Origin of the sequence: Hydrogenophaga sp., assembly GCF_041913525.1 — a bacterium.
In the GTDB taxonomy this organism is placed as follows: Bacteria; Pseudomonadota; Gammaproteobacteria; order Burkholderiales; family Burkholderiaceae_C; genus Hydrogenophaga.
In genome coordinates this window covers 75618-94246 of the sequence record NZ_JAYSFD010000008.1, presented here as the reverse complement: position 1 = coordinate 94246, position 18629 = coordinate 75618, and the positions used below count along the sequence as shown (strand labels likewise).

The following is an 18629-nucleotide window of genomic DNA, read 5'->3' as shown; positions in this document are numbered from 1 at the left end:
TTTCCCTGACACGAATCTGACCCACCACCGCCAGGCCAATGGAAAAGCAACCCTTTTGCTACAAAAAACAAAGCCGGCACGCAGGCCGGCTTTGTCTTCTGACACGTCGCAGGCTCTATTCGATGGCCTTGGTCATGTCCTCGACCACCTTCTTGGCGTCGCCGAACACCATCATGGTCTTGTCCATGTAGAACAGTTCGTTGTCCAGACCGGCGTAACCGGCGGCCATGGAGCGCTTGTTCACGATCACGGTCTTGGCCTTGTAGGCCTCCAGAATCGGCATGCCATAGATGGGCGAGCCCTTCTGCAGCGCGGCCGGGTTCACCACGTCGTTGGCGCCCAGGATGATGGCCACGTCGGCCTGCCCGAATTCACCGTTGATGTCTTCCATCTCGAACACCTGGTCGTAGGGCACCTCGGCCTCGGCCAGCAGCACGTTCATGTGGCCCGGCATGCGACCGGCCACGGGGTGGATGGCGTACTTCACCGTGATGCCCTTTTCGGTGAGCTTGTGCGCCAGTTCCTTCACCGCGTGCTGCGCGCGGGCCACGGCCAGGCCGTAGCCCGGCACGATCACCACCGTCTCGGCGTTGCCCAGGATGAAGGCCGCGTCGTCCGCGCTGCCGCTCTTGGCGGTGCGCTGCACGCCACCACCGGCCGCAGCCGCCGTGGCGTCACCACCGAAGCCGCCCAGGATCACGTTGATGAACGAGCGGTTCATGGCCTTGCACATGATGTAACTCAGGATCGCGCCCGAGCTGCCCACCAGTGAGCCGGCAATGATCAGCATGGCGTTGTTCAGCGAGAAGCCAATGCCCGCCGCCGCCCAGCCCGAGTAGCTGTTGAGCATGGACACCACCACCGGCATGTCGGCGCCGCCGATGGGGATGATGATCAGCACGCCCAGCACGAAGCTCAGGGCCACCATCACGAAGAAGGCGGTCCAGTTCTCGGTGAATGCGAAGTACAACCCCAGGCCAATGGTCAGCAGGCCCAGCACTGCGTTGAGCAAATGCTGGCCCTTGAACACCACGGGCGCGCCCTGAAACAGACGGAACTTGTACTTGCCCGAGAGCTTGCCAAAGGCAATGACCGAACCCGAGAAGGTGATGGCACCGATGGCCGCCCCCAGGAACAACTCGATCTTGTTGCCAAACGGAATGGCCACGCCCTTGGCGGCGATGCCGAAAGCCCAGGGCTCGGCCACCGCGGCCACCGCGATGAACACCGCGGCCAGGCCGATCATGCTGTGCATGAAGGCCACCAGCTCGGGCATCTTGGTCATCTCCACGCGCTTGGCCATGATGGCGCCGGCCGCGCCACCCACCAGCAGGCCGCCCAGCACATAGACCATGCCCCGGCCTTGCCCACCAGAGAGCTCGACGATGAGCGCCGCCGTGGTGAGCACGGCAATGGCCATGCCGGTCATGCCGAACAGGTTGCCGCGAATCGAGGTGGTCGGGTGCGACAGGCCCTTGAGCGCCTGAATGAAGCAGACCGAAGCGACCAGGTACAGAAGAACGACGAGGTTCATGCTCATTGCGCGCTCTCCTTGGCCGCCGGGGCCTTCTTCTCTTTCTTCTTGAACATTTCCAGCATGCGGCGGGTGACCAGGAAGCCGCCAAACACGTTCACCGCGGCCAGCGCCACGGCCAGCACGCCCATGGTCTTGCCCAGCGGGGTTTCGGTGAGGGCGGCGGCCAGCATGGCGCCGACGATGACGATGGCCGAGATGGCGTTGGTCACGGCCATGAGCGGCGTGTGCAGCGCGGGCGTGACGTTCCACACCACGTGGTAGCCCACGTAGATGGCCAGCACGAAGATGATGAGGTTGATGAGGGTGGGGGATACGGCGTCCATGGGGTTCTCCGTTATTTGCGCTTCACTTCGCCGCCCTGCGCCATCAGGCAGGCCACGACGATGTCGTCGTCCATCGGCACCTGAACGGCGGTGGCGTCTTTGGGCAGCACGAGCTTGAGGAAGTCGAGCACGTTGCGCGCATAGAGCGCCGAGGCGTCGGCCGCCACCATGGCGGGCAGGTTGGTCTCGCCCACGATCACCACGCCATGGCGGGTCACGGTCTGGTCGGCCACGGTGAGCGGGCAGTTGCCGCCCACGCTGCCGTCGGGGTTGGTGGCGCCCTTGCCGGCGGCCAGGTCCACGATGACCGAGCCCGGCTTCATGCTTTTCACCATGTCTTCCGTCACCAGCACCGGCGCGGCGCGGCCCGGGATGAGGGCGGTGGAGATCACCACATCGGCCTGCGCCACGCGCTTGGCCACTTCCACCTTCTGGCGCTCCAGCCAGCTCGGCGGCATGGGGCGGGCGTAACCGCCCACGCCCTCGGCCGCCTCTTTCTCTTCGGCGGTCTCGTAGGGCACGTCAATGAACTTGGCGCCCAGCGATTCCACCTGTTCCTTCACGCTCGGGCGCACGTCAGACGCCTCGATCACCGCGCCCAGGCGCTTGGCGGTGGCAATGGCTTGCAGGCCAGCCACGCCCACGCCCAGGATCACCACGCGCGCGGCCTTCACCGTGCCGGCGGCCGTCATGAGCATGGGGAAGAAGCGCTGGTAGTGGTTGGCCGCCAGCATCACGGCCTTGTAGCCGGCGATGTTGGCCTGCGAAGAGAGCACGTCCATGCTTTGCGCACGCGTGGTGCGCGGCGCGGCCTCCAGCGCAAAGGCGGTGAGGCCCGCGCCAGCCAGCTTCTGCAGCCCGTCGGCGTCAAAGGGGTTGAGCATGCCCACCAGGGTGGCGCCTGCCTTCATCTGCGCCAGCTCGGCGTCGGACGGCGCGCGCACCTTCAGCACCAGGTCGGCGCCCAGGGCGCCAGCGGCATCGGTGACCTCGGCGCCCACGGCGGTGTAGGCCGCGTCGGTGGCGCTGGCGGGCACGCCGGCACCCGACTGCACGCGCACCACGTGGCCTTGCGCCACGAGCTTCTTGGCCGTCTCGGGCGTGACGGCCACGCGGGTCTCGCCCACCATGGTTTCGGCGGGTACGCCTATCAGCATGAAAGTCTCCTCACTCGGGGTGATGAAAAAGCGGGCAAGCATACCGTGAAAGCCTGCTGTCAGCTTTTGGTTTGCCGCCCCGCCGCGACGCCCACGAGACAGATAATGCCGCGATGACTACCCGTTGGAAGCCGAGCGTGACCGTGGCCGCGATCGTTGAGCGCGATGGACGATACCTGCTGGTCGAAGAGCACACCCCCGAGGGCTTGCGCCTGAACAACCCGGCTGGCCACCTTGACCCGGGCGAAAGCCCCGAGCAGGCCGTGGTGCGCGAGACGCTGGAAGAAACCGCGCACGGCTTCGCACCCGAGGCGCTGGTGGGCATTTACCTCTCGCGCTTTCAGCGCGCCGAGGAAGACATCACCTACCTGCGCATGGCCTTCTGCGGCACGGTCACCTCGTTCGACCCCCATCGCCCGCTGGACCACGGCATCGTGCGCGCCCTGTGGCTCACGCCCGATGAAGTGCGCCAGAGCGCCGAGCGCCACCGCAGCCCGCTGGTGCTGCGCTGCATCGAAGACCACCTGGCCGGCCTGCGCCACCCGCTGTCGCTGATCCAGACCGACGCCTCCATCTGGCGGCCCTGATCGACCCACTGCCTTCGCGCCCCATGATCGACACCCCGCTCCCCATGCCCCCGGCCCCGCCCACCCAGTTGGGCAACGCGCTGCCGCCCGACGACGCGTGGCGGCACGAGCTGCACAACGAGGTGCACGCCCGCCCGCCCGCGCGCATTCGTCTGCCGGCCCTGGTGGTGCTGGTGGCCGTGCTCAACGAGGGCGTGAGCCGCGAACAGGAATGCGAGCACCTGCGCCGCCTGCCCGGGCAGCAAGACTTGCCGCTGGAGCGCCTGAGCGGCAACTTCCTGCGCCTGCGCTTCACCGACCACACCATCAAGTGGGAGCGCCACACCGAGTTCACCCGCTACTCCTTCGTGCAGCCCCTGCCCGAGGGCGTGGGCCTGGGCGAAGCCGATCCGGTGCTGCTGGACAAACTGATCACGCCGCTGGAATGGCTGCGCACCATCCCCGGCCAGACGGTGGCCGCCATCAAGCTGGTGATGCTCACCGCGCCGCTGCCGGAAGACACGCCCTCGGCCCAGGCGGTGCTGATGAACCAGGCTGTGCAGTGGTTTGGCGGGCGCACGGTGCTGGCCTCGCAACTGGGCGGTGGGCACTCGTGGGCAGTGACCGATTTCCGCCTGCACCCCTCGGGCTTCGAGCGCATCCTGGTGGTGGCGCCACCGGGCACCAGCGAGGGCCGCGCGGGCCGCATTTCGCAGCGCCTGCTGGAGCTGGAGATCTACCGCCTCATGGCCCTGCGCGGCCTGCCGGTGGCCAAGGCGCTGTCGCCCGTGCTGGCCCAGGCCGAGTCCGAACTGGCCACCATCACCGCGCAACTGGAGAACAAGGCCAGTTCCGAGCAAGAGCTGCTGGACCGCCTGGTGTCGCTGGCCGCGCGGGTGGAGCGCGCCACCGCCGAGCACAGCTACCGCTTTGCCGCCACCCGCGCCTACGACGCCATCGTGGGCCAGCGCATGGGCGAGCTGCGCGAGAAACCCATCCAGGGCACGCAGACCATTGGTGACTTCCTTCGCCGCCGGCTCACGCCCGCCATGGCCACGGTGGAGGCCAGCGCCACGCGCCTCACCTCACTGTCAGAGCGGGTGGCCCGCACCAGCGCGCTGCTGCGCACGCGGGTGGACATCGCCACCGAAGCCCAGAACCAGCAGCTGCTGGAAAAACTCACGCGCGGCCAAGCCCTGCAACTGCAGCTGCAAACCACGGTGGAAGGCCTGTCGATCGCGGCCATTTCGTACTACGTGATCAGCCTGCTGCTCTACGTGGCCAAGGGCGCCAAGGCCGCGGGCCTACCCATTCACCCCGAGATCGCCACAGGCGCGCTCATTCCGGTGGTGTTGTGGAGCGTGTGGCGCACCACGCGGCGCATCCACGCCAAGCTGGGCGGGCACTGAAGCCCGCCCACGGCGGGTTCACCAGCGGGTGGTGGCGTCGGTGGTGATGACACCTCCGCCCAGGCACACCTCGCCGTCGTAGAGCACGGCGCTTTGGCCGGGCGTCACCGCCCATTGCGCCTGCTCGAAGCGCAGGGTGAAGCCAGCCAGGCCCTCGGGCTCGCAGGTGCAGGCCGCGTCGGCCTGGCGGTAGCGGGTCTTGGCGCCATAGGCGCCGGGTGCGGGCGGTTCGCCCGCCACCCAGCTCACGTCTTGCGCGCTGAGCGCTGGCGACATGAGCCAAGGGTGCTCGTGGCCCTGCACCACCCACAAGGTGTTGCTCGCAATCTCCTTGCGCGCCACGAACCAGGGCTCGTGCTCGCTGCCGCCTTTTTGCGCCCCCTTGGCCTTCACGCCGCCGATGCCCAGGCCCTGGCGTTGGCCCAGGGTGTAGAAGCTCAGGCCCACGTGCTGGCCGATGGTGCGACCACTCGGCTCCTTGATGGGGCCGGGCTCTTTCGAGATGTAGCGGTTCAGAAAGTCGCGGAAAGGGCGCTCGCCAATGAAGCAGATGCCCGTGCTGTCTTTCTTCTTGGCGTTGGGCAGGCCTATCTCGGCCGCGATGCGGCGCACCTCGGTCTTGGGCAGCTCACCCACCGGGAACAGCGTCTTGCTGAGCTGCGCCTGGTTCAGGCGGTGCAGGAAATAGCTCTGGTCTTTCAGCGGGTCCAGGCCCTTGAGCAGCTCGAAGCGGCCGTGGCGCTCGCGCACCCGGGCGTAGTGGCCGGTGGCGATCTTCTCGGCCCCCAGGCGCATGGCGTGGTCCAGGAAGGCCTTGAACTTGATCTCGGCGTTGCACAGGATATCGGGGTTGGGCGTGCGCCCGGCCTGGTACTCGCGCAGGAACTCGGCGAACACGCGGTCCTTGTACTCGGCGGCGAAGTTCACGTGCTCGATGTCGATGCCGATCACATCGGCCACGCTGGCGGCGTCCAGCCAGTCTTGCCGGCTGGAGCAGTACTCGCTGTCGTCGTCGTCCTCCCAGTTCTTCATGAAGATGCCGACGACTTCGTACCCCTGCTGTTTGAGCAGGTACGCGCTCACCGCGGAATCGACACCTCCGCTGAGCCCCACCACGACGCGCTGTTTGCTGGACATGGGGCCGAATTATCCCCGCCCGCCGCTGGCCCTGCCGGGCGCGGGTGCATCGCGCCTGAACCGCTGCTGAACGCGGCAGATACCCGCCGTTACACCGGACACGGGTGGGTTTAAGGCCCGTTTTATCTGGCGGCCTTGCAATGCCCTCACCCGCATGTGCGGGGCAATCGAAAAGGATGATCCCCATGAAATCGACCCTCGTCGCCGCCCTCCTCGTTGCCGCCACTGGCGCCGCCATGGCCGGCCCCACCTGCACCGCGCCGAAAGAGACCTGGAAGAAGGAAGCCGACTTCCAGGCCGAACTGAAGCAGCAGGGCTATGAGATCAAGACCTTCAAGGTCACCAAGGGCAACTGCTACGAGATCTACGGCAAGGACAAAGCCGGCAAGAAGGTGGAGATCTACTTTGACCCCGCCACCGGCAAGACCCTTGAAAGCAAGTGAGCGATGAACTGAAGGCCCGCCGGGTGTGGGACCCTTTTGTGCGGGTGTTCCACTGGTCGCTGCTGGCCTGCGTGTTGCTCAACGAGTTAGCCGTGGACGACGGCAAAACCTTGCACCAGTGGCTGGGCTACACCGCCCTGGCCCTGGTGGGGCTTCGCATCGTCTGGGGTTTCGTGGGCACGCGGCACGCGCGCTTCGCCGACTTCCTGCCCACGCCGCAGCGGGTGCTGCGCCACGTCACGGCACTCTTTGACGGCCAGCCCGAACACCACTGGGGCCACAACCCGCTGGGCGCGCTGATGGTGTTCGCGCTGCTGACCACCGTGATCGCGCTCGGCCTCACGGGCTGGCTGCAAACCACCGACGCCTACTGGGGCGTGGAGTGGGTGCAAGAGCTGCACGAAGCACTGGCCGAAGGCCTGCTGTGGCTGGCGGGCCTGCACGCCGCCTCGGCCCTGGTGATGGGGCGCATCGAGCGCACGCGGCTGATCAAGGCCATGGTCACCGGCACCAAGGAACGCTACTGAACCCGGGCTGGTGCAAACTGCCGCCATGGCTGTGCGCATCGACCCCTCAGAGGTGACCTTCACCGCCATCCGCGCCCAGGGCGCGGGTGGTCAGAACGTGAACAAGGTCTCCAACGCCGTGCACCTGCGCTTTGCGGTGCACGGCTCCTCGCTGCCCGAGGCGGTGCAGCAACGCCTGCTGGCCACCAGCGACACCCGCATCAGCCAGGACGGCGTGATCGTGATCAAGGCCCAGGGCAGCCGCAGCCTGGAGCAGAACAAGGCCGAGGCCCTGGCCCGCCTGCAGGCCATGGTGGACGCCGTGGCCACCCCGCCGCGCGTGCGCCGCGCCACCAAGCCCACCCGCGCCTCGCAGCAGCGCCGCCTGCAGGGCAAGGCCGAGCGATCGGCCACCAAGCGGCAGCGGGGCAATGTGCGGCACGCTGGCGAATAGCGCACTTAAGCATTTTTTACGGTTTCTTTAAGGGCAATTTAGCGGCGCGCAAACCTTGTGCTGCCGACACTGCCTACCCATGGACGCGGCGCATGGGGCGCCGCCTCCACCGACGCCAGCCGTGGGGCCGCCACGGCAAGGAACCGCACCATGCAATCGCACACGCAAGAAATGGCCGCCCTGGCCGAGGCCGCCCGCAACGGCCAGACCCGCTTCAACCTGTACGCCGGCATCCACAAGGCCATGCGCGCCATGCTGGCCGACACGCTGCACCGCATCGGCCGCACCGACCCCGACAACCCCGAAGAAGTGGCCGACACCGCCCAGGCCGTGGCGCAGATGCTGGCCTTCTGCCACAGCCATGTGCAGCACGAAAACACCTTTGTGCACACGGCGCTGGAAAGCCGCTGCGCCGGCGTCACCCAGACCGTGGCACACGACCACACCGGCCACCTGCACCACATCGCCGAGCTGGGCCGCCTGGCCGCGTCGCTGGCCGAGGCCAGCACGCAGCAACGCGCGGCCTCGCTGCAGTCGCTCTACCTGCTGTTTGCCTTGTTCGTGGCCGACAACCTGGCCCACATGCACGTGGAAGAAACCGCGCTGAACAACGCCCTGTGGGCCAGCCACACCGACGCGGAAATCCTGGCGATTCACGATGCCCTGGTGGCCACCATTCCCTTCGAGGAAACGCTGTGGACCATGCGCTGGATGCTGCCGCACCTGCACGCGGGCGAGCGGCTGGCCGTGCTGCAAGGCATGAAGGCGGGTGGTGCGCCGGCCGAGGCGATTCAGGCCGTGCTGGAGGCTGCGCGCCCCCACCTGAACGAACGCGAGTGGGCGCAGTTGCTGCGCGGGCTGGGCCAGGCGCCGGTGCCCGGGCTGGTGGCGGTTTGACGCCGGCCTGATCGGGCGCGGCGGGCGCTCAGCCCGCCACGTCTTCCAGCTCCACGGTGGTGGGCGCGAGAAACCGGAAACTGCCGCGCCCGGTTTTCTCGATGCGCAGCCGCGGGCACTGCTCGCCCAGTCGGCGGTGCAGCAGCAGCAGCCGCGCCTCCAGGTTGTCGGCCACCTCGGGCAGGCGCAGCGAGGCGTCCAGGCGCAGTTCGCGGTTGGTGAACTCGCACCGCCCGCGCTGGCGCCAATCGCACAGCAGCTTCCAGAGAATGGCACCCGCGACACCTTTGATGAGGTAGCTGTCGTTCACAAAGATGCTGTCGTTGGCCCGGTAGCGGCGCACGCGCAGGGGCGGACCAGGGTCGGGCGGCGTGGCGCTGGCGGGGCGTTCCGCGTCGTCGACGCAGGCCGTCTCGGCCTCCTGCATGAGGTCAATGGCCGCGGCCAGTGGCCCGGCCAGGGCCACCAAGGCGTCTTCGTCCTCGAAGCCAAAGCGCATGTCCTGCGGGCTCTCCACAAACAGCACCCCGATCAGGCGCCCCATGGACACAAGGGGCACGGCCAGTTGGCTGCGCGGCTCGGCCAGGCCGGGGTAAGGAATGTCGGTGCCGGGCGGGCCCGCGGCTTCGCCGTCCAGGCTGCTGCGCATGGCCTGGCTGTAGCGGTAGGCGGCCGTCATGTGCGTGATGCGCACCGGCGTCTGCTCGCGCGCGGCGGTGCCGATCACGCCCTGGCCCAGCGCAATTTCCGAGCCCACGCCCGATTGTTCGTAGCCCCGGCTGGCCACGGTGTACAGGCGCTGGGTGGCAGGGTCGAGGATGAGCACCATGGCGTGGTCAATGCCCAGCTCGGTGCCCAGCACCTCCAGCGCGGTGTCGAGCACCTGCCCCAGGTTGCAGGCGCGGGCCAGGCGGGCACTGGCGCGGCGCAGCACGCTCAGGTACACGGGCCCAGGCTCGGGCAAAGGCAGGGGCATGGGCAGCTCGCCCTGTGGCAGCAGCTCCACCCGCTGCACTTCGTGAATGTCAGAGCCGCGCAGGCGGAACACATCGGCCATGCCAGTGTGCGAGGCAATGCCCGCGAGCTGTGCCTTCATGCTCTCGAAGATGGGCCCTTCGGTTTCGGTGCGCAGGTAGCGCAGGTGCAAGCGATAGAAGCGGGCTGTGGCCGGGTGCAACACCAGCAGGGTGGAGCGCGGGTTGGCCAGCAGGTTCTGGCGCGTCTTGTTGAAGAACTGGAACGACAGGGCCAGGTGACCGTCGTCCACGTAGTGCGCCTGCGAGATGTAGGCCACGTTGGGCGTGCCGTCGGCCGCCACCGTGGCCATGGTGGCGGGGATCACCCCCTCCAGGCAGGGCCGCACCTCGACCAGGGAGATGGGGCGATCGCTCATGGTGCTCGCCCGATGGGTTGGCCGGCGTGCGAGCCGGGGGTCTGGTCAAAGGCCTCGTCGGGCGCGAAGTCCAACGCCACCAGGTCATCGAGCCGGTAAGCCAGCATGGCCTGCACGAAGGCGGGGGCAAAGCCGATGATCGCCAGCTCGGCCTGCATGGCGACCAGGTAGCGCTCGATGAGGGGCACGTCGGCCTCGGTGGCCTCGCGCAAGCGCACCTGCCGGGTCTTGACCTGCAGCGTGCGGTGCGTGGACGGCTGGCTGAACACCACCGCCATGCGGCCGGTGGCGGCGATGTCGCGCAACAACTGGCTGGCCTGGCTGCGGGCTAGGTAAACCGTGAGCGATGCACCCCCTTCGTGCACCGCGCTGCCCACCGCCCGCATCAGGCTGGGCACCAGGTCCAGCGAGGCACTGCCCACGATGGTGGACACCCCGCGCTCAATCAGCGCAAGGTGCTCGCCAGCCAAGGCAAGGGGCGCGGAGGTGGCCATCGAACATACAGGTGGGGGTAGGAAGAACGCATCATAGCCACGGCACGCGGCGCCGGGTGGGCTCGCGCTGCCCGCCATGGCCGCGACGGCGGTGGGCACCCGAGCGGCTGGCTATCATGCCCGCGTGACCCCTCGTACCAACCCGTCTCGCGCCGTGCGCGGCCTGCTTTGGCTGGCCGGGATGTTGTCGCTGGGGTTGGGCATCGTGGGCATGGTGCTGCCGGGCCTGCCCACCACCGTCTTCGTGCTGATCGCCGCCGCCTGCTTCGCCCGCGCCTCGCCACGCCTGCACCGGTGGCTGCTGAACCACCGCTGGTTCGGCCCCATGGTGCAAGACTGGGAAGCCCACCACGACATGACGCGCCGGGCCAAGACCTGGGCCATCGGCTCCATGGTGCTGATGGTGAGCCTCTCGTCCTGGACGCTGCGCGATCGCCCCTGGGTGATGGCCGCCGTGCTGGCGGCCGGCGCCGTGGGCGTTTGGGTGGTGGGGTGGCGCATTCCCACCCGGCGCAGCGACCAAGCCTGAAAACGCCAAAGGCCCCAACGGGGCCTTTGTGTCATGGAACCGGCAGAACTCAGGCCGCGCGGCGCGCCAGCACCTCGAAGGCCGGCAGGGTCTTGCCTTCCAGCACCTCCAGGAAGGCGCCGCCACCGGTGGAGATGTAGCCCACGTCCTTCTCGATGCCGTACTTGGCGATGGCGGCCAGGGTGTCGCCACCACCGGCAATGCTGAAGGCGCTGCTCTCGGCAATGGCCTGGGCGATAGCCTTGGTGCCGCCCTCGAAGGCGGCGAACTCGAACACGCCCACCGGGCCGTTCCACACGATGGTGCCAGCGCGCTTGAGCTGGTCGGCCAGCTTGGCGGCAGTCTCGGGGCCGATGTCCAGGATCAGGTCATCGTCGGCCACCTCGGTGGCCTTCTTCACGGTGGCCGGCGCATCGGCGGCGAAGGTCTTGGCGGTGACCACGTCGGTGGGAATCGGCACCTCGGCGCCGCGCGCCTTCATGGCCTCGATCACGGCGCGGGCTTCGCCCACCAGATCGGGCTCGGCCAGGCTCTTGCCGATCTTCAGGCCGGCGGCCAGCATGAAGGTGTTGGCGATGCCACCGCCCACGATGAGCTGGTCCACGTTCTTGGCCAGGCTTTGCAGGATGGTGAGCTTGGTGCTCACCTTGCTGCCGGCCACGATGGCCACCAGCGGGCGCTTTGGCTGGGCCAGCGCCTTGGCGATGGCGTCCATCTCGGCGGCCAGCAGCGGGCCGGCGCTGGCGATGGGCGCGGTCTCGGCGATGCCGTAGGTGGTGCCTTCGGCGCGGTGGGCGGTGCCAAAGGCGTCGTGCACGAAGATGTCGCACAGGGCGCCCAGCTTCTTGGCGAGCTCGGGGTTGTTCTTCTTCTCGCCCACGTTCAGGCGGCAGTTCTCCAGCAGCACCACCTCGCCCGGGGCCACGGCAAAACCACCGTCCACCCAGTTGGACACCAGGCGCACCTCGCGGCCGAGCAGCTCGCCCAGGCGCTGGGCCACGGGGGCCAGGCTGTCCTCGGGCTTGAACTGGCCTTCGGTGGGGCGGCCCAGGTGGGAGGTGACCATCACCGCGGCGCCGGCGTCCAGGGCCATGCGGATGGCGGGCACGCTGGCGCGAATGCGGGTGTCTTCGGTGATGCGGCCGTCGTCGTCCTGCGGCACGTTCAGGTCGGCGCGGATGAACACACGGCGGCCCTTGGCCTGGCCGTTGGCACAAAGGTCGGAGAAGCGGATGAAGGCGGACATGGTCGACTCGGTTGGATGGCGGGAATGCAACCCGGCATTGTAGGAAACCGGCCGACCGCGCCCTGCCTCAGCGCACGCAGGGCGCCAGGGCGTCCAGGCCTGCCTCGTAAGCCCGCGTCTGTACCCCCATCACGCCCAGCAAGGTGTGGAACAGGTTGTCGTGCGAGTAAGGCTGGCTGGCGCGCTGGCGCAGGCAGTCCATGTGCAGCTTGTTGCGCTGCTGCAGGGCCGGCGAGAACCAGGCCACCATGGGCACGCGGGTCTGCTGCTCGGGCGCGAAGGCATAGGGCACGCCGTGCAGGTACAGGCCGTTTTCGCCCAGCGACTCACCATGGTCGGACATGAAAATCAAGCCGGTGCTGGCCTGGCCGCTGGCAGCGCGCTTCTGCAGCCATTGCAGGGTGCTGTCGAGCACGTGGTCGGTGTAGGCGATGGTGTTGTCGTAGGTGTTGACCAGCGCGTCCGGCGCGCATTGCGACAGGGTGTTGCTGGTGCACTCGGGCAGGAAATGCTTGCGATCGGCCGGCGTGCGCTTGTAGTAGGCCGGGCCGTGGCTGCCCATGAGGTGCAGCACCAGCACGGTGCCGCGGGCGCGGCGCTCGGGGTCAAGCGCGGCCAGGCGCTCGTCCAGGCCCTTGAGCAGGGCCTCGTCGAAGCACTCGTCGCCCTCGCACAGGGCGGGGTCGGGCGTGGGGCGGTCGTTGGGCACGCGGGCACACACGCCCTTGCAGCCCGACTGGTTGTCCAGCCAGAGCACGGCCAGGCCGACGCGCTGCAGCACGTCCAGCAGGTTCTCTTGGGTGGGGGCCTTGTCTCCGCCTTGCTCGCGGGTCAGGGGCGAGAACATGCAGGGCACCGACACCTGCGTGTTGGTGCCGCATGAGCTGACGTGCGGGAAGTTCACCAGGTCGCCCTGCGCCTGCCAGCGCGCCATCGCGGGCGTGGTGTTGCGCGCATAGCCGTTGAGGCCCCAGTTCTGGGCGCGGGCGGTCTCGCCCACCACCACCACGAACAAGGGAGCCGGCCCCTCGCCTTTGGCCAGCAGGGCGGCGTCTTCACCGATCGACTCCAGCGCCATGGCCTGCCGCGGCAACTGCTCGGCGCCCAGGCGGGCCATGGCGTACACCGAGTTGAGCGGGTTGATCATGTAGCGCACCGGCTTGTGGTTGCGCGCCAGCGATGCCAGTTGCTGGTAGCCCCCCAGCACCGACACCAGGGCCAGCACCAGGCCCAACACCAGGCCCAGGGCGTTGCCGCCCAGGCGAGGCCACCAGCCTTGCACCGGCTGGGGCCGGCGCCACAGCCACCACAAGGGCGGTCCGGCAATGCCCAGCACCGTCAGCGGCAGCGCCCACGAGAGCAGGTCGCGCACCTCGCGCACATCGGTGTTGACCACGTTGGCCATCATGGTGGGGTCGATCACCGCGCTGTACTGCCACATGAAGTGGCTGTTGAACGCCGACACCACCACCAGCACCGACGCCAGGGGGCGGAACACCCGCGGCCAGTTCAGCAAGAACAGCAGCGCGGCCACGGCGCCCAGCACCGGCAGGCCCAGGGCCAGCACCAGGCCGGCGGCCTGCGTGCCCGACTCGCCCAGCGAGACCAGGCGCTGCCACAGGGGCAGGTTGCCGACCGTGGCCAACCACAGCGCCACCGGCAACACCAGCCGCCAGGAAGAGGGAACAGAAATTTTCATGGGTGCGAAGGGTGCCGAAACGGCGTTAATCCAACCTTAGGGGCTGCCCCGACCCGACGAGGGGCCAGTGCAGCGTGAATCGGGTGGTCATGGGCGGCTCGCCAGTGTCGCGGTGCAGGCCGCCGCCCCACTGCTCGGCCATGCGCTGCACCAGGCGCAGCCCCAGGCCCAGCCCGCCGCCATTGCTGGCCACCGCTGGCGCGCCGGGGCGCTGCCCGTCGTCGCTGACCGACACCCCCACCTCGCGCCCGCGCTGCCACACCTCCACCACCACCTGGGTGTCGGCGGGGGTGTGCCGCAGCGCGTTGGCGATCAGGTTGCGAAGGGCCAATTCCACCAGCATGGGCGGGGCGTGCACACGCACCTCGGCCTCTGGCGCCTGCAGGGACAACTCATGACCGCCGGCATAGGCGGCGGGTGCCTGCTCGGCCACCAGGGCGCTGGCCACCTGCACCAGATCGGTCTCGGGCGGGCCTTCCACCCGCTGGGCACGGGCGAGATCGAGCAGTTGCGACAGGATGCCGCCCGCGCGCAAGGCCTCGTGTTCCAGCTCGGCCAGGCGCTCGGGCGAGGGGTCGCGCTGCGCGGCCGAGGCCTGCAGCGCCAGGGCCGCCAGCGGCGTGCGCAACTCGTGCGCCACGTCATTGGCGAATTCGCGCTCGCGCCGGGCCTGCTGCTGCAGGCGATCGACCAGCGAATTGATGGCTTGCACCGTGGTGGAAAACTCGCGGTAGGCGTGCTCTCGGCCAAGCCGGTCGCCGGCCACCACGTCCAGCGCGGCCACGTCGTGCGAGAGGTGGTCCAGCGGACGCAGGCCACGGCGAATGGCCCAGCCCAGCAGCAGCGCCACCACCGGCAGCACCAGCAGGGCAGGACGGGCCAGGTGCAGGGCCATGTCACGGCCCAGGTCCACGCGGTGGTCGTTGTCCATGAGCACCGCCACGCGGTCCTGGTCGCCCTCGGCGTACAGGCGCCAGCGCTCAGGCCCGGCCCCCGGGCTGGCCACCACCCGGCGCTCGCCAAAGCCTGGCGGCGGGGGTTGGCGCAGGTTCAGGGCATCGGCCAGCCCGTGGGTGTCGGTGTGGAGCTGACCGTTGACCCAGCGCAGCACCGCCACCTCTTGCACATAGGCCCGGGGGCGGTCGCCCTCGATCGGGGGCGCGGTCGCCTGGTTGGCACCGGGCGCGGCGGCACGCCACATGCGGGCAATGGCCACCAACTGGCCGTCGGTGACTTCATTGGCCTCGTGGTGACCGGTGTACCAGGCCGACCAGAGCAGCGAGGCCCAGATGGCCAGCAAGGCACCGATCACCCACAGCCACAAGGTGACCCAAAGCCTGGGTTGGGGGCGATCGACCGTCATGGCGCGGGCGGCACGAAATAGCCCACGCCGCGCACCGTTTTGATGAGCGACTCACCCAGCTTGCGGCGCAGGTGGTGAATGTGCACTTCGATGGCGTTGCTCTCCAGCGCCTCGCCAAAGCCGTACAGGGCAGACTCCAGGCGCGACTTCGACAGCACCTGCGGGCTGGCCTGCAAGAGCGTGAGCAGCAGGGCGAACTCTTTGCCGCCCAGCACCACCGGCTGGCCTGCGCGCAAGACAGTGTGCGCGGCCGGGTCGACCACCAGATCGCCATGCTGAATCACCGGGTTGCTGCGCCCATGCGCCCGGCGCAGCATGGCGCGCAGGCGAGCCAGCAACTCGTTGGCGTCAAAGGGTTTGACGATGTAGTCGTCGGCCCCTTCGTCCAGGCCCGTGATGCGGTCGCTCACGCCGTCACGCGCCGTCATGATGAGCACCGGCAGGTCAGGGCGGGGCCAGCGGGCGCGCCCGGCCTCGGGCGGGGGCTGGCGGCGCACGCGAGCCAGCAAATCCAGCCCATCGCCGTCCGGCAGGCCCAGGTCAAGCAACACCACGTCAAACGGCTCGACCGACAACGCCGACCACGCAGAGGCCAAGGTGCCGCACACGTCCACGGCGTAGCCGGCCTGCTTGAGCGAGGCCTGCAGGCCACCGGCAATGCCGGCATCGTCTTCCACCACCAGTGCACGCATGACCGCACCCCCATTGATTCGGCGCGATTATCCGGGCGGCGATTAAGGCACGGTTAACGCGCCGGTCACATCCTGCCACCCCATGAATAGGCATCGTCAATACCTGGTGCGGGGCTGGCTGGCCTTGCTGCTGCTGACTCTGATGTGGGACGCCACTGGCGCCGACGTCACCGTCATGCGCTGGATCGGCTCCCCCACGGGCTTTGCCCTGCAACATGAGTGGTGGCTGGAACGCGTGCTGCACGACGGCTTGCGCCAGGCCGCCACGGGCGTGATGGTGGCGGTGTGGGCCTGGGCGCTGTGGCCCGCCAAGCGCCTGGGCCTGCCGCGCAGCGAGCGCCTGACCGTGGCGGTGTTGTCGGTGCTGGGCCTGCTGGCGGTGAACCTGGTGAAAAACGCCAGCGCCACCAGTTGCCCTTGGGACTGGACGATCTTCGGCGGCCAGGTGCCCGCCATTTCGCACTGGGCCTGGGGCGTGTTCGACGGTGGCCCGGGCCGCTGCTTCCCCGGCGGTCACGCCTCCAGCGGCATGGCCTTCGTGACCCTGGCCCTGCCGTGGCTGTGGCCCGTGGCCCGCGAAGGCCGTGCACCGAGCACCGGCTGGTGGTGGCTGGCTGCCGCCCTGGCGGTGGGCCTGCTGGCCGGTTTCGTGCAGACCCTGCGCGGCGCCCACCCGCCCAGCCACACCGCCTGGACGCTGCTCATCTGCGGCGGCGTCAGCCTGGCCGGCTGGGCCCTGGCGCGCCGCTGGCTGGCCTCACCAGCCCAGGCCGACGTGCAAAGGCAAATAAACGGCCATGCCGGCGACGATGGTGCCCAGCACGCCGCGCTTCCATGAAAACCAGGCCATGCCGGCCAGGGCAGCGAACAGGCGTGCGTCCTGCCAAGTGTCCACCAACTGGCCGCGCGCCATCACGATTTCGGGAATGACCACCGCCGCCAGGGCGGCAATGGGCGCGTATTGCAGGCCACGCTGCGCCCAACCCGGCAGCGACCAGGGCTTGTCGCTGATGAAAAAGAAGCCGCGCGTGACCACGGTGATCAGGCCCAGGGCCACGATGGTCAGCAGCGTCCAGAGGTCCACATCAAGCACCGCGATGCCCTCCTGAACGCTTGGGGTCCAGGTGCTCGATCACCAGGCACACCGCCACCGCGCTGGCAATGGCCACGAGAATGTTCAGCTTCAAGGGCAGCGCCCAGGCCGCCACGGCCGCTGCGCCCGCCACGCCCGCCGACAAGACCCGCAGGCGCGAGGTGGCCAGCGAGCACAGCACCCCCAGCAGCGCCAGGATGCCGGCAAACCCCAGGCCCCACTCGGTGGGAATGGCGTTGGCCAGCACCACGCCCACCACGCTGGCCGTCATCCAGCCCACATAGTTCACCGCGCAATTGCCCATCAGGTAGGCCTGCTGGCGCGCCAGTTCGTCGGGCGTCTGGCCCGGCTTGGGGTAGCGCCGCGCGAAGAACACGTAGCTCAGGTCGCCCGTTACGTAACCCCTGACCAGGCGCTGCCAGCGCGGCAGGTGCATGAGGTACGGACGCAAATGGGCCGAGAACACCACGAAGCGCAGGTTCACGCAGAAGGCCGCCGCCAAAATCACCCACAGCGGGGCGCCCGACACCATCATGGGCACCGCCGCCAACTGCGCGCTGCCGGCGTAGACGATGAGCGTCATCAACAACGCCTCGGCCACCGACAAACCCGACTTCACCATGGCCACGCCCGTCATCAGCCCCCAGGCGGAAATGCCCATGGCCACCGAGCCCTGGTCGCGCACGCCCTCCCAGAACTCCGCGTAGCGGCGGTGCTGGGGCAGAAAAAACATCAGCCCAGGCGCTGGCCCGAGGCCAGCGGGAAGCCACGCAGAAAGTCGGCCACCGGCAGGCGCTTGCCGCCCGCGCGCTGCAGCGCCGTGAGGCTCAACGCGCCATCGCCCGTGGCCACCACGATGCCGCTGTCGTCCACGGCCAGCACCTCGCCGGGCGAGGCTTGGCGCGTCGGCGCGACCAGGCTTGATGCCCACACCTTGATCGCCTCACCACCACAGGCCGTCACCGCGCCGGGGAAGGGATCAAAGGCCCGCACGCGCCGCTCGAGCACGGCGGCCGGCAGGGTCCAGTCGATGGTGGCCTCGGCCTTCTCGATCTTGTGTGCGTAGGTGATGCCCTCGGCCGGTTGCGGCGTGGCGTGCAGGCCGCCACAGGCCGCGGCCTCCAAGGCCTCCACGATCAGGCGCCCACCCAGGTCGGCCAGCCGGTCGTGCAGGCTGGCGGTGGTGTCGTCGGGGCGAATCGGCTCACGTTCGATCAGCAGCATGTCGCCCGTGTCCAGGCCCTCGTCCATCTGCATGATGGTCACGCCGGTTTGCGCATCACCGGCCTCGATGGCCCGATGGATCGGCGCGGCGCCGCGCCAGCGCGGCAGCAAGGACGCGTGGATGTTCAGGCAACCCAGGCGCGGTGCCTGCAAGGTCCACTGCGGCAAGATGAGGCCATAAGCCGCCACCACCATGGCATCGGCCTGCGCGGCGGCGATCGCCGCCTGGGCCTGAGCGGCGTCCTCAGGAAACTTGCCGTCCAGCCGCAGGCTGCGCGGCTGCGCCACGGCGATGCCATGCTCTTGCGCGAGTTGCTTCACCGGCGACGCCTGCAACTTCATGCCGCGGCCCGCAGGCCGGTCGGGCTGCGTCAACACCAGAGGCACCTGGAACCCGGCGGCCAACAAGCGCTCCAGTGCCACGCGGGCAAACACCGGCGTGCCGGCAAAAATGATCTTCATGAGGG

Annotated in this window: 21 protein-coding genes; 8 read left to right on the top strand and 13 right to left on the bottom strand. The window is 68.8% G+C overall.

Going from position 1 to position 18629, the window contains the following annotated elements; all coding sequences use genetic code 11:
- Window positions 1-115 precede the first annotated feature (115 nt).
- Genes ACE3RQ_RS11645 through ACE3RQ_RS11635 form a run of 3 tightly spaced genes read right to left on the bottom strand, consistent with a single transcriptional unit; the run spans window position 116 to window position 3017 of the window.
- On the bottom strand, window positions 116-1540 hold the full coding sequence (locus ACE3RQ_RS11645; protein WP_374522165.1) for an NAD(P)(+) transhydrogenase (Re/Si-specific) subunit beta: 1425 nt from the start codon (window positions 1538-1540) through the stop codon (window positions 116-118).
- Complete coding sequence (locus ACE3RQ_RS11640; RefSeq protein ID WP_374522164.1) at window positions 1537-1860, bottom strand: NAD(P) transhydrogenase subunit alpha; 324 nt, start codon at window positions 1858-1860, stop codon at window positions 1537-1539. Before ACE3RQ_RS11640 ends, ACE3RQ_RS11645 begins: the two co-directional genes overlap by 4 nt.
- 11 nt (window positions 1861-1871) lie before the next feature.
- Window positions 1872-3017 carry a Re/Si-specific NAD(P)(+) transhydrogenase subunit alpha gene (locus ACE3RQ_RS11635; protein ID WP_374522163.1) on the bottom strand — a complete coding sequence of 382 codons (1146 nt, stop codon included), beginning with the start codon at window positions 3015-3017 and terminating at the stop codon, window positions 1872-1874.
- Window positions 3018-3130: 113 nt separating this feature from the next.
- Here ACE3RQ_RS11635 and ACE3RQ_RS11630 point away from each other — a divergent pair, with 113 nt between their 5' ends.
- The gene (locus ACE3RQ_RS11630; protein WP_374522162.1) at window positions 3131-3604 is read left to right on the top strand and encodes an NUDIX hydrolase; all 474 of its coding nucleotides are present in this window, start codon (window positions 3131-3133) and stop codon (window positions 3602-3604) included.
- A 23-nt stretch (window positions 3605-3627) separates the two neighbouring features.
- Complete coding sequence (locus tag ACE3RQ_RS11625; protein WP_374522161.1) at window positions 3628-4992, top strand: DUF3422 family protein; 1365 nt, start codon at window positions 3628-3630, stop codon at window positions 4990-4992.
- Between the two features lie 18 nt (window positions 4993-5010).
- On the opposite strand, the gene mnmA is transcribed toward ACE3RQ_RS11625, so the two are convergent.
- Window positions 5011-6129 carry a tRNA 2-thiouridine(34) synthase MnmA gene (gene mnmA, locus ACE3RQ_RS11620; RefSeq protein WP_374522160.1) on the bottom strand — a complete coding sequence of 373 codons (1119 nt, stop codon included), beginning with the start codon at window positions 6127-6129 and terminating at the stop codon, window positions 5011-5013.
- A 185-nt stretch (window positions 6130-6314) separates the two neighbouring features.
- Between mnmA and ACE3RQ_RS11615 the strand changes: the two genes are divergently transcribed.
- The 4 genes from ACE3RQ_RS11615 (at window position 6315) to ACE3RQ_RS11600 (ending at window position 8429) form a co-directional block, all read left to right on the top strand.
- Window positions 6315-6572 carry a PepSY domain-containing protein gene (locus ACE3RQ_RS11615; protein ID WP_374522159.1) on the top strand — a complete coding sequence of 86 codons (258 nt, stop codon included), beginning with the start codon at window positions 6315-6317 and terminating at the stop codon, window positions 6570-6572.
- Window positions 6569-7099, top strand: a complete 531-nt coding sequence (locus ACE3RQ_RS11610) for a cytochrome b/b6 domain-containing protein (protein WP_374522158.1) — start codon at window positions 6569-6571, stop codon at window positions 7097-7099. The genes ACE3RQ_RS11615 and ACE3RQ_RS11610 overlap by 4 nt, the downstream gene beginning before the upstream one ends.
- Window positions 7100-7124: 25 nt before the next feature.
- The gene (gene arfB / locus ACE3RQ_RS11605; RefSeq protein ID WP_374522157.1) at window positions 7125-7532 is read left to right on the top strand and encodes an alternative ribosome rescue aminoacyl-tRNA hydrolase ArfB; all 408 of its coding nucleotides are present in this window, start codon (window positions 7125-7127) and stop codon (window positions 7530-7532) included.
- A gap of 150 nt (window positions 7533-7682) precedes the next feature.
- Entirely contained in the window at window positions 7683-8429 is a 747-nt protein-coding gene (locus ACE3RQ_RS11600; RefSeq protein WP_374522156.1) for a hemerythrin domain-containing protein, read from the top strand.
- Window positions 8430-8457: 28 nt separating this feature from the next.
- Here ACE3RQ_RS11600 and ACE3RQ_RS11595 read toward each other — a convergent pair whose 3' ends face one another.
- Entirely contained in the window at window positions 8458-9822 is a 1365-nt protein-coding gene (locus ACE3RQ_RS11595) for a GAF domain-containing protein (protein WP_374522155.1), read from the bottom strand.
- Entirely contained in the window at window positions 9819-10316 is a 498-nt protein-coding gene (locus ACE3RQ_RS11590) for a hypothetical protein (protein ID WP_374522154.1), read from the bottom strand. Before ACE3RQ_RS11590 ends, ACE3RQ_RS11595 begins: the two co-directional genes overlap by 4 nt.
- 124 nt (window positions 10317-10440) lie before the next feature.
- Here ACE3RQ_RS11590 and ACE3RQ_RS11585 point away from each other — a divergent pair, with 124 nt between their 5' ends.
- Window positions 10441-10845, top strand: coding sequence for a YbaN family protein (locus tag ACE3RQ_RS11585; protein ID WP_374522153.1), 405 nt, complete (start codon window positions 10441-10443; stop codon window positions 10843-10845).
- 49 nt (window positions 10846-10894) lie between these two features.
- Here the strand turns inward: ACE3RQ_RS11585 and ACE3RQ_RS11580 are convergent, their stop codons facing one another.
- The 4 genes from ACE3RQ_RS11580 to ACE3RQ_RS11565 all read right to left on the bottom strand — a co-directional run bounded on the left by ACE3RQ_RS11580 (window position 10895) and on the right by ACE3RQ_RS11565 (window position 15845).
- Window positions 10895-12091: a phosphoglycerate kinase gene (locus ACE3RQ_RS11580; protein WP_374522152.1), complete on the bottom strand. Its 1197-nt coding sequence runs from the start codon at window positions 12089-12091 to the stop codon at window positions 10895-10897.
- Window positions 12092-12158: 67 nt separating this feature from the next.
- Window positions 12159-13790: a phosphoethanolamine transferase gene (locus ACE3RQ_RS11575; RefSeq protein ID WP_374522151.1), complete on the bottom strand. Its 1632-nt coding sequence runs from the start codon at window positions 13788-13790 to the stop codon at window positions 12159-12161.
- Window positions 13791-13815: 25 nt separating this feature from the next.
- Window positions 13816-15153, bottom strand: coding sequence for a sensor histidine kinase (locus ACE3RQ_RS11570; protein WP_374522149.1), 1338 nt, complete (start codon window positions 15151-15153; stop codon window positions 13816-13818).
- Window positions 15150-15845: a response regulator gene (locus tag ACE3RQ_RS11565; RefSeq protein ID WP_374522148.1), complete on the bottom strand. Its 696-nt coding sequence runs from the start codon at window positions 15843-15845 to the stop codon at window positions 15150-15152. Before ACE3RQ_RS11565 ends, ACE3RQ_RS11570 begins: the two co-directional genes overlap by 4 nt.
- A gap of 82 nt (window positions 15846-15927) precedes the next feature.
- Between ACE3RQ_RS11565 and ACE3RQ_RS11560 the strand changes: the two genes are divergently transcribed.
- Window positions 15928-16683: a phosphatase PAP2 family protein gene (locus ACE3RQ_RS11560; RefSeq protein WP_374522147.1), complete on the top strand. Its 756-nt coding sequence runs from the start codon at window positions 15928-15930 to the stop codon at window positions 16681-16683.
- On the opposite strand, the gene ACE3RQ_RS11555 is transcribed toward ACE3RQ_RS11560, so the two are convergent.
- The 3 genes from ACE3RQ_RS11555 to fmt are packed head-to-tail and all read right to left on the bottom strand — an operon-like array spanning window position 16603 to window position 18624.
- Entirely contained in the window at window positions 16603-16938 is a 336-nt protein-coding gene (locus tag ACE3RQ_RS11555) for an AzlD domain-containing protein (RefSeq protein WP_374522146.1), read from the bottom strand. The two genes, ACE3RQ_RS11560 and ACE3RQ_RS11555, sit on opposite strands and share 81 nt — an antisense overlap.
- Window positions 16931-17671 carry an AzlC family ABC transporter permease gene (locus tag ACE3RQ_RS11550; protein WP_374522145.1) on the bottom strand — a complete coding sequence of 247 codons (741 nt, stop codon included), beginning with the start codon at window positions 17669-17671 and terminating at the stop codon, window positions 16931-16933. The genes ACE3RQ_RS11555 and ACE3RQ_RS11550 overlap by 8 nt, the downstream gene beginning before the upstream one ends.
- Window positions 17671-18624 (bottom strand): methionyl-tRNA formyltransferase, encoded by a 954-nt coding sequence (fmt, locus tag ACE3RQ_RS11545; protein ID WP_374522144.1) that lies wholly within the window; start codon window positions 18622-18624, stop codon window positions 17671-17673. Before fmt ends, ACE3RQ_RS11550 begins: the two co-directional genes overlap by 1 nt.
- Window positions 18625-18629 lie beyond the last annotated feature (5 nt).